This window comes from Nitrospirota bacterium (assembly GCA_016207885.1).
Classification (GTDB): domain Bacteria; phylum Nitrospirota; class Thermodesulfovibrionia; order UBA6902; family UBA6902; genus JACQZG01.
In genome coordinates this window covers 44,667-51,584 of sequence record JACQZE010000004.1, presented here as the reverse complement: position 1 = coordinate 51,584, position 6,918 = coordinate 44,667, and the positions used below count along the sequence as shown (strand labels likewise).

8 protein-coding genes are annotated in these 6,918 nt (G+C 47.6%); all 8 read left to right on the top strand.

All coding sequences use genetic code 11. The annotated features are described in order from the left end of the window. Positions 1 to 223 precede the first annotated feature (223 nt). The 8 genes from HY807_02900 (at position 224) to rodA (ending at position 6,893) form a co-directional block, all read left to right on the top strand. Positions 224 to 505 carry a nucleotidyltransferase domain-containing protein gene (locus HY807_02900; GenBank protein MBI4825356.1) on the top strand — a complete coding sequence of 94 codons (282 nt, stop codon included), beginning with the start codon at positions 224 to 226 and terminating at the stop codon, positions 503 to 505. Next, complete coding sequence (locus HY807_02895; GenBank protein MBI4825355.1) at positions 502 to 933, top strand: hypothetical protein; 432 nt, start codon at positions 502 to 504, stop codon at positions 931 to 933. The genes HY807_02900 and HY807_02895 overlap by 4 nt, the downstream gene beginning before the upstream one ends. Positions 934 to 1,084: 151 nt before the next feature. Then, positions 1,085 to 1,543, top strand: coding sequence for a hypothetical protein (locus HY807_02890; protein MBI4825354.1), 459 nt, complete (start codon positions 1,085 to 1,087; stop codon positions 1,541 to 1,543). Between the two features lie 10 nt (positions 1,544 to 1,553). Beyond that, the gene (locus HY807_02885) at positions 1,554 to 2,579 is read left to right on the top strand and encodes a rod shape-determining protein (protein ID MBI4825353.1); all 1,026 of its coding nucleotides are present in this window, start codon (positions 1,554 to 1,556) and stop codon (positions 2,577 to 2,579) included. A gap of 12 nt (positions 2,580 to 2,591) precedes the next feature. Further along, positions 2,592 to 3,380 (top strand): rod shape-determining protein MreC, encoded by a 789-nt coding sequence (mreC, locus tag HY807_02880; protein ID MBI4825352.1) that lies wholly within the window; start codon positions 2,592 to 2,594, stop codon positions 3,378 to 3,380. Continuing rightward, positions 3,377 to 3,883, top strand: coding sequence for a hypothetical protein (locus HY807_02875; GenBank protein MBI4825351.1), 507 nt, complete (start codon positions 3,377 to 3,379; stop codon positions 3,881 to 3,883). The genes mreC and HY807_02875 overlap by 4 nt, the downstream gene beginning before the upstream one ends. 19 nt (positions 3,884 to 3,902) lie before the next feature. Then, on the top strand, positions 3,903 to 5,762 hold the full coding sequence (mrdA, locus tag HY807_02870; protein ID MBI4825350.1) for a penicillin-binding protein 2: 1,860 nt from the start codon (positions 3,903 to 3,905) through the stop codon (positions 5,760 to 5,762). A gap of 6 nt (positions 5,763 to 5,768) precedes the next feature. Continuing rightward, positions 5,769 to 6,893 carry a rod shape-determining protein RodA gene (rodA, locus tag HY807_02865; protein ID MBI4825349.1) on the top strand — a complete coding sequence of 375 codons (1,125 nt, stop codon included), beginning with the start codon at positions 5,769 to 5,771 and terminating at the stop codon, positions 6,891 to 6,893. Positions 6,894 to 6,918: the final 25 nt, after the last annotated feature.

The following is a 6,918-nucleotide window of genomic DNA, read 5'->3' as shown; positions in this document are numbered from 1 at the left end:
AAGAATCAAGGGCGAAATCCAAAAGAGTATGAGAGAATTTATAATAATAAGCAGTTAGTCTTGTTTGAGCAGTAAGTTTTTGATACCTCGTTCAGCTCTGCTGCGAGGTAGTTCATTTAATACTATGTCAATGACAAGTCTATAAAACATCAGGTTAGCACACATTTAAAACCACCATGCTAAGAGGACAGATGTGATATAATCTGAGGCAGAGGCGATGAAAATGAAAAGAGAATCAATAATCGAAACCATAAAAAAGACTCTCAGAGAGCACGGTATCAGTAAGGCGTATCTCTTCGGCAGTTTTGCCAGGGAAGAGCGCAATTATCATGATATAGATGTTGCTATCGAACCGCCTAAAGGCAGGTTTTCGCTTCTTGACCTTGTAGGCGTAGAACAGGAACTTGAAGATGTAACAGGAAAGAAGGTGGATGTTGTTATCTATCATTCCGTCAAGCCGAGGATGAAACAATATGTTGATAAGGACATAACGGCAATATTATGAGAAAAGGAAAGAAGCAAGACCTTGTTAAGCTTGGTTTCATTTTACTAACTGTGTTGCTATTAGGCAGCGCACGGAGTTATGCATTGGAGGACGGAAATAAAGCCCTTATTGACGAAATGCGGCAGGTAAAGAAAGAAAAGGCTCCAAATGCCACACAGGTAAATCTTGATGAAGTCGTTGTTAAGCACATCCCCATTGGAACCACGAAGGAAGATGCAATGAAAGTGTGTCAGCAGAATGGATTTGAAGTTTTTACAAGTAAAGACATGAAGAGGTCGGAGCATCCAGATTTCGAAGAGTACATATTCTGTACTCAGAAAAAAAACCGCTGGTTTCTATTAGGGGAAGGCGAATACAGGGTCATCCTATATTTAAAAGATGGCCGAGTAGGGGCCATGCAGGGACGGTACTTTTTTCACTCATTGTGATGTCATAAAGGAACGAACTTGACAGGTTGTCGAACCATACCAAAAGACCACTCAAATCCTCAGTGATAGACACGAGATTTTCGCTTAATCAGCCGTAATTAACTTCCTTGAAATAAACCATTCTTTCTGTTACTCTAAATGCAATTTCAAGATGAATTCCCCCGATGCTCTAACTGTAAAGGAAGAACCAAGAAAGGCAGGACAGCTTGACAGGGTCATTGCCAAGACGATCGATTTTATAATTGTCGGCGCGCTGCTTGAGATAATACCCGTTGCAGGCTATTTTGCCGGGCTGGTCTATCTCCTTATCTCTGACGGGGTGAATGAAGGCAGGAGCTTGGGCAAATGGCTCATCGGATTGAGGGTCGTTCTCAGGGGTTATCCTTCAGTGCATTGCAGCTTGAAAGAGTCTATTTTGAGAAATTTTTTCTTTGGCGTCGCATACCTTATCTTCGGCGTCTTAAGGGTGATCCCATTGATAGGCTGGATATTATCAATCGCGGTTTTTGGAGTTGTTGTATTTTTTGAATGGCTTATCATGTTCGGCAGTGTGGACGGAGGGCGTTTCGGTGACGAGATCGCCAAGACAATGGTTATTGAAGGGAAATAGGGAGGAATAGATGTTTCAGAAAATATTAGGCTGGTTCTCAAATGATCTTGCAGTTGACCTCGGCACTGCAAATACGCTTGTATATGTGAAAGGCAAGGGCATAGTCAGCAATGAGCCTTCGGTCGTGGCTGTTATGAGAAATACCGGAAGGGTCATCGCTGTAGGCGCTGAGGCGCAGAAGATGTTAGGCAGGACGCCTGCGGATATTATAGCGATGAGGCCGTTAAAGGACGGCGTTATCGCTGATTTTGACAAGACCGGCGAGATGCTCAAATACTTCATCAGAAAGGTGCATAACAGAAAGAGCTTTATCTCTCCGAGGATCGTCATCGGCGTTCCGTCAGGCATCACGCAGGTTGAACAGAGGGCGGTCAAGGATGCGGCGCAGGCATCCGGCGCAAGAGAGATATATCTTATCGAAGAGCCTATGGCAGCTGCGATTGGTGTCGGAATGCCTATCGGCGATCCTTTCGGCAATATGATCGTTGATATCGGCGGCGGAACTACAGATGTCGCGGTCATATCACTGCACGGTGTTGTATACAGCAAGGCGGTCAACGTCGGCGGGGACAAGATGGATGAGGCTATCGTCAGCTATATCAAGAGCAAGGCAAGGATACTTATCGGCGACAGGACGGCTGAATTTATCAAGAGAGAGATCGGCTCCGCCTTCAAGGTTAACGAAGAGAACAAAACAATGGATATCAAGGGCAGGGATCTTGTATCAGGCATTCCGAAGACGGTCACGATCAATGAAGAAGAGATCAGGGAAGCCATACATGAATCGGTCATGGTCATCATAAACACGATAAAGGTCGCGCTTGAGAATACTCCGCCCGAGCTGGCTTCGGACATAGTTGACAGGGGCATTATACTTGCTGGCGGCGGCGCATTGTTAAGAGGGCTGGATGTGCTTCTGAGAGAGGAGACAGGCCTTCCTGTGATAGTGGCAGAGGACCCGCTTCTTGCGGTTGTTAACGGCGTGGGCAAGGTGCTGGATAACATTGATATCCTGAGCAGGGTTTCTATTAAATAGAGCTTATATAATGTGTTTAAAAAAAGATATGTTGTCCTTACAGTTTTTGCCGTATTAATTGCCGCTATTCTTGTCTTCCAGAGCAGGATAGGGAAGGGCCGTATCACCGACACACCTGTATACCCCATTAAGACGATTGAGAAGGTTCTCTCTGCTGCAACAAAAGGCACCGGAGATTTTTTCAGGACATATATATTGCCGCGTGAGGGCCTTGAGAAGAGGGAGCTTAATGCCCGGCTCAGCAAGCTTCAGGAAGAGAGCAGTAAATACATCGAGGCTGAACTTGAGAACCAGAGGCTGAGGGATCTCCTTGGCCTGAAATCCCAGAGGCCTGAATTTGTAACTTCCGCAGAGGTGTTTGCACGAGACCCTTCAAACTGGCATCAGGTCATCTGGGTGAACAAGGGTTCTGATGACGGCGTTGAGAAAGAGATGATAGCCGTCACCCCTGCCGGAGTTGTCGGAAGGGTGCACAGGATATTTAATGACAGCGCGAGCGTCATACTGCTTACGGATGCGAATTCAGCGCTTGCCGTGAGGATGCAGTCAACGAGGGCGGAAGGCATTCTCGAAGGCAGGGGCGGCAATATATGCTTTCTGAAATATGTGCCTTCAGAGGCCGAGGTTGAGATCGGAGATGCTGTTATCTCTTCCGGGCTTGACAAGATATTTCCTGAAGGGCTTGTGGTTGGTTATGTCACAGAGCTGATAAAAGATGAGGGCGGTATCTTTCAGGCCATAAAGGTTGCGCCTTCACAGGACCTTAACGCGCTGGAGGAGGTTGCGATACTTAAGAGATGAAAGACTTCCTCCTTTACACGTTAGCGGCTTTTCTGCTTATCTCCCTTCAGGCTGTATTGTTCAGGGTTGTAAAACCTGACCTGCTGCTTGTGCTTGTATGTCTTTACAGCCTCAGATACGGGGGCGCGAAGAGTTTGGCGTTCGGGTCTCTGGCAGGCCTGATGGCAGACTCCGCGAGCGGTTTCTTCATCGGGCCGAATATTATCTCAAAATTTCTCGCGGCTGCCGCAATTATCTTCTTCAGGGAAAAGTTATTCAGGTGGGACTCCTTTATATGTGTCGTTGTGATCAGCGGGGTCACGGCTGCCGATATAATATTCATCTATCTTTATTCAAAGACCTTCTCCAGCATTTCCCCTGCGGAGATATTTCCCGCCGTTGCCATACTGGAGGTTATCTATACAGCTGCCGCCGCGTTTGTTCTTTATCGCGTCATAATACCTGATAAAGATTTCATGCAGCAGGAAGCATCTTACACAAAGAACCTTTATTGGAAATCATAAATCCTGTTGATCGATCATTATGGAAAGAAGGATCCTTGTCAGTTCATATCTGGTATTATTTGTCTTTGCCCTCCTTGTGCTGAAGCTCTTCAATCTTCAGGTCATCAGAGGCGGGGAATATAAAAAGGTCTCGGACAATAACAGGCTGAAGATCGTAAGAAGGCCCGCGCCCAGAGGCATCATATACGACAGGAACGGCATGGCCTTTGTGAGCGACATGCCTTTTTTTGATGCTTCTGCTGTGAAGAAAGACCTGCCCGAAGACTGGAATACCCTCTTTTCCCTAAGCTCAATCCTTAACATCTCCACTGAAACATTAAAGGCGGTACTTAATAAACGGCCTGTGGACAATTCTGATTCGGTCAAGCTTAAAGAGAACCTCTCGTTCGATGAGGTTGCGATGTTAGAGGCGAGAAAGATCGAGTTCCCGGGCCTTCAGGTGGATGTGAGGACAGGCAGGAAGTATCTTTACGGGGCGCTTGCAGGACATGTTTTAGGTTATTTGAACAGGCTGACACCGGGCCAGCTTAAGAATGATGATTTCAGCGATGTCCCGCAGGAGGCGTTTGTCGGACAGTACGGTGCGGAAAAATTCTATGACGGCCTGCTGAGGGGAGTTGCCGGAGGCGAGATAATCGAAGTTGACGCGATGGGGAGGGAGATAAGGGTTGTCAGTTTTGAGCCGTCCATAAAGGGAAAGGATATCAGGCTGACCATTGATATGATGACCCAGCTTGAGGCCGAGAGAAGCCTCGCAGGCAAGACCGGAGCTGTTGTCGCTGTTGACCCTCAGACAGGCGAGATACTGGCGCTTGCAAGCTCGCCGTCATTTGACCCCAACCTTTTCTCAGGAGGCATAAGCCATGATGAATGGAGCAGCCTTGCGGATAATCCTGACAAGCCGCTTCTTAACAGGGCGATACAGAGCCGTTATCCGCCCGCCTCGACCTTTAAGGTCATAACGGCGATAGCCGCGCTTGAGCAGGGGATAATCACTGAAGACACAACATTTGACTGCAGGGGCTCTTTGAAGATCGGCGGCAGGGATGTCGGATGCTGGCAGAAACACGGACACGGCAGGATCGGCCTTCAAAGGGCACTGGCTGAATCGTGCGATGTCTATTTTTATGAGATCGGCAAAAGGATAAATATCAATACGCTTGCGGATTACGCGAAAAGGTTCGGATTAGGCAGTACTTCGGGCATTGATATTAACGGAGAGATCACAGGGCTAGTGCCCACTTCTGAATGGAAAGAGAGGACGAGGCACGAAAAATGGTATATGGGAGAGACGGTCAGCGCTTCAATAGGCCAGGGATACCTGACCGCCACTCCTCTGCAGATGGCGATGCTCACCGCCGCGGTTGTGAACGGCGGCAGGCTGATCAAGCCGTCAATATTGATGAGGGATGAAGGCGGGCCTTCATTGAATGAGGAGCCGGTCCGCGTAAGGGCTGAGACCCTTGATATCATAATGAGGGGAATGAGAGGCGCTGTTCAGGAAAGGTCAGGGACCGGCTGGTCTGCAAATTCAAAACTCACCAGTATCGGGGGCAAGACCGGGACTGCGCAGGTTGTCGGCAAGGATTCTTTTTCTAAAGGCTATAATAAGAAGTTCAAAGACCATGCCTGGTTCATCTCTTTTGCCCCGGTGCATAACGCTGAGATAGCGGTGGCTGTCTTTGTGGAGAACGGAGGCTTCGGCGGAGTGGCTGCCGCGCCTATAGCAAAAAACGTAATAGAGGCTTACATGAAATCCAAAAGTGATAACGAGAAGCTCAGGCTTGAGAAGCTGAAAGAGATGACTGAGAAGTCCATGCCGGAGATTGTGAATGAGGCATCCGCAACTGAGAGCTCGGAACCCGGAAGCGGGGACTGAAAAATTATGATAGACAGAAGGCTGATATCCAATTTTGACTGGGGCATGTTCATTGCCGCGCTTGTATTGTCGCTGATAGGCGTGTCGACTATCTACAGCGCCACCAGGCCTGTCTTTGACGCTGAACAGCAGTCTTTTTATATAAGGCAGCTTTACTGGATCGGGCTCAGCGTAATATTCTTTCTGGCAGTTATCAGCGTTGATTACAGGCAGATTGTCAGGCATTCTTTTCTGATCTATATATTCGGGATCATCCTTTTAGTTTTGGTAATGTTCATAGGCAGGAAGGGCATGGGCGCGCAGAGGTGGATACCTCTCGGATTCCTCTCTTTTCAGCCGTCTGAATTCTTCAAGCTCTTTTTTATATTGGCGATGTCACGTTATCTTGCCGCAATGGGAGAGAATTTAGGCCTCGGTATGTTAAAGATATCAAAGATCGCCGCGGTATTTTTTGTCCTTCCGGCCCTTCTTATAGCCACGCAGCCTGACCTGGGTACAGCGCTTATATTGCTTTTTATTTTCGTATCCATGCTCTTCATTGCCGGAATAAGAAGAAGGCTGCTGGTGATAGCGGTGATCATAGGGATAATCTCTCTCCCGTTTGTCGGGAATGTATTCTGGGGAGGCCTGAAGGGATACCAGAAGAACAGGATAGTGGCGTTCATGGACCCCAAGGTTGACCCGCAGGGGGTCGGTTATCATATCAAGCAGTCAAAGGTCACGATAGGTTCAGGCGGTTTTACAGGCAAGGGTTATATGAAGGGCACACAGGGGCCGTTGAGGTTCCTTCCTGAAAAGCATACGGATTTCATATTTGCCATCTTTGCCGAGGAATGGGGATTTGTCGGCTCGCTCATCCTCTTTCTCTTTTATCTCTTCATAATTCTGAGGGGATTTGATACCGCAAAAAAGGCAAGGGACCTTGAGGGAGCTTACCTTGCGGCAGGCATCACATTCATGTTCACTTTTTATTTTCTTATTAATGCAGGCATGACTATGGGGATGACACCGGTAGTCGGCGCGCCTCTTCCTTTAATGAGCTATGGAGGCACTGCGCTTCTTTCTAATTTCCTTTCACTGGCGCTGATAGAAAATGTAAGGATGCGAAGGCTGCCCAACCCTTTTAATTAAAATGGATTTATTATTTGTAGTGAAT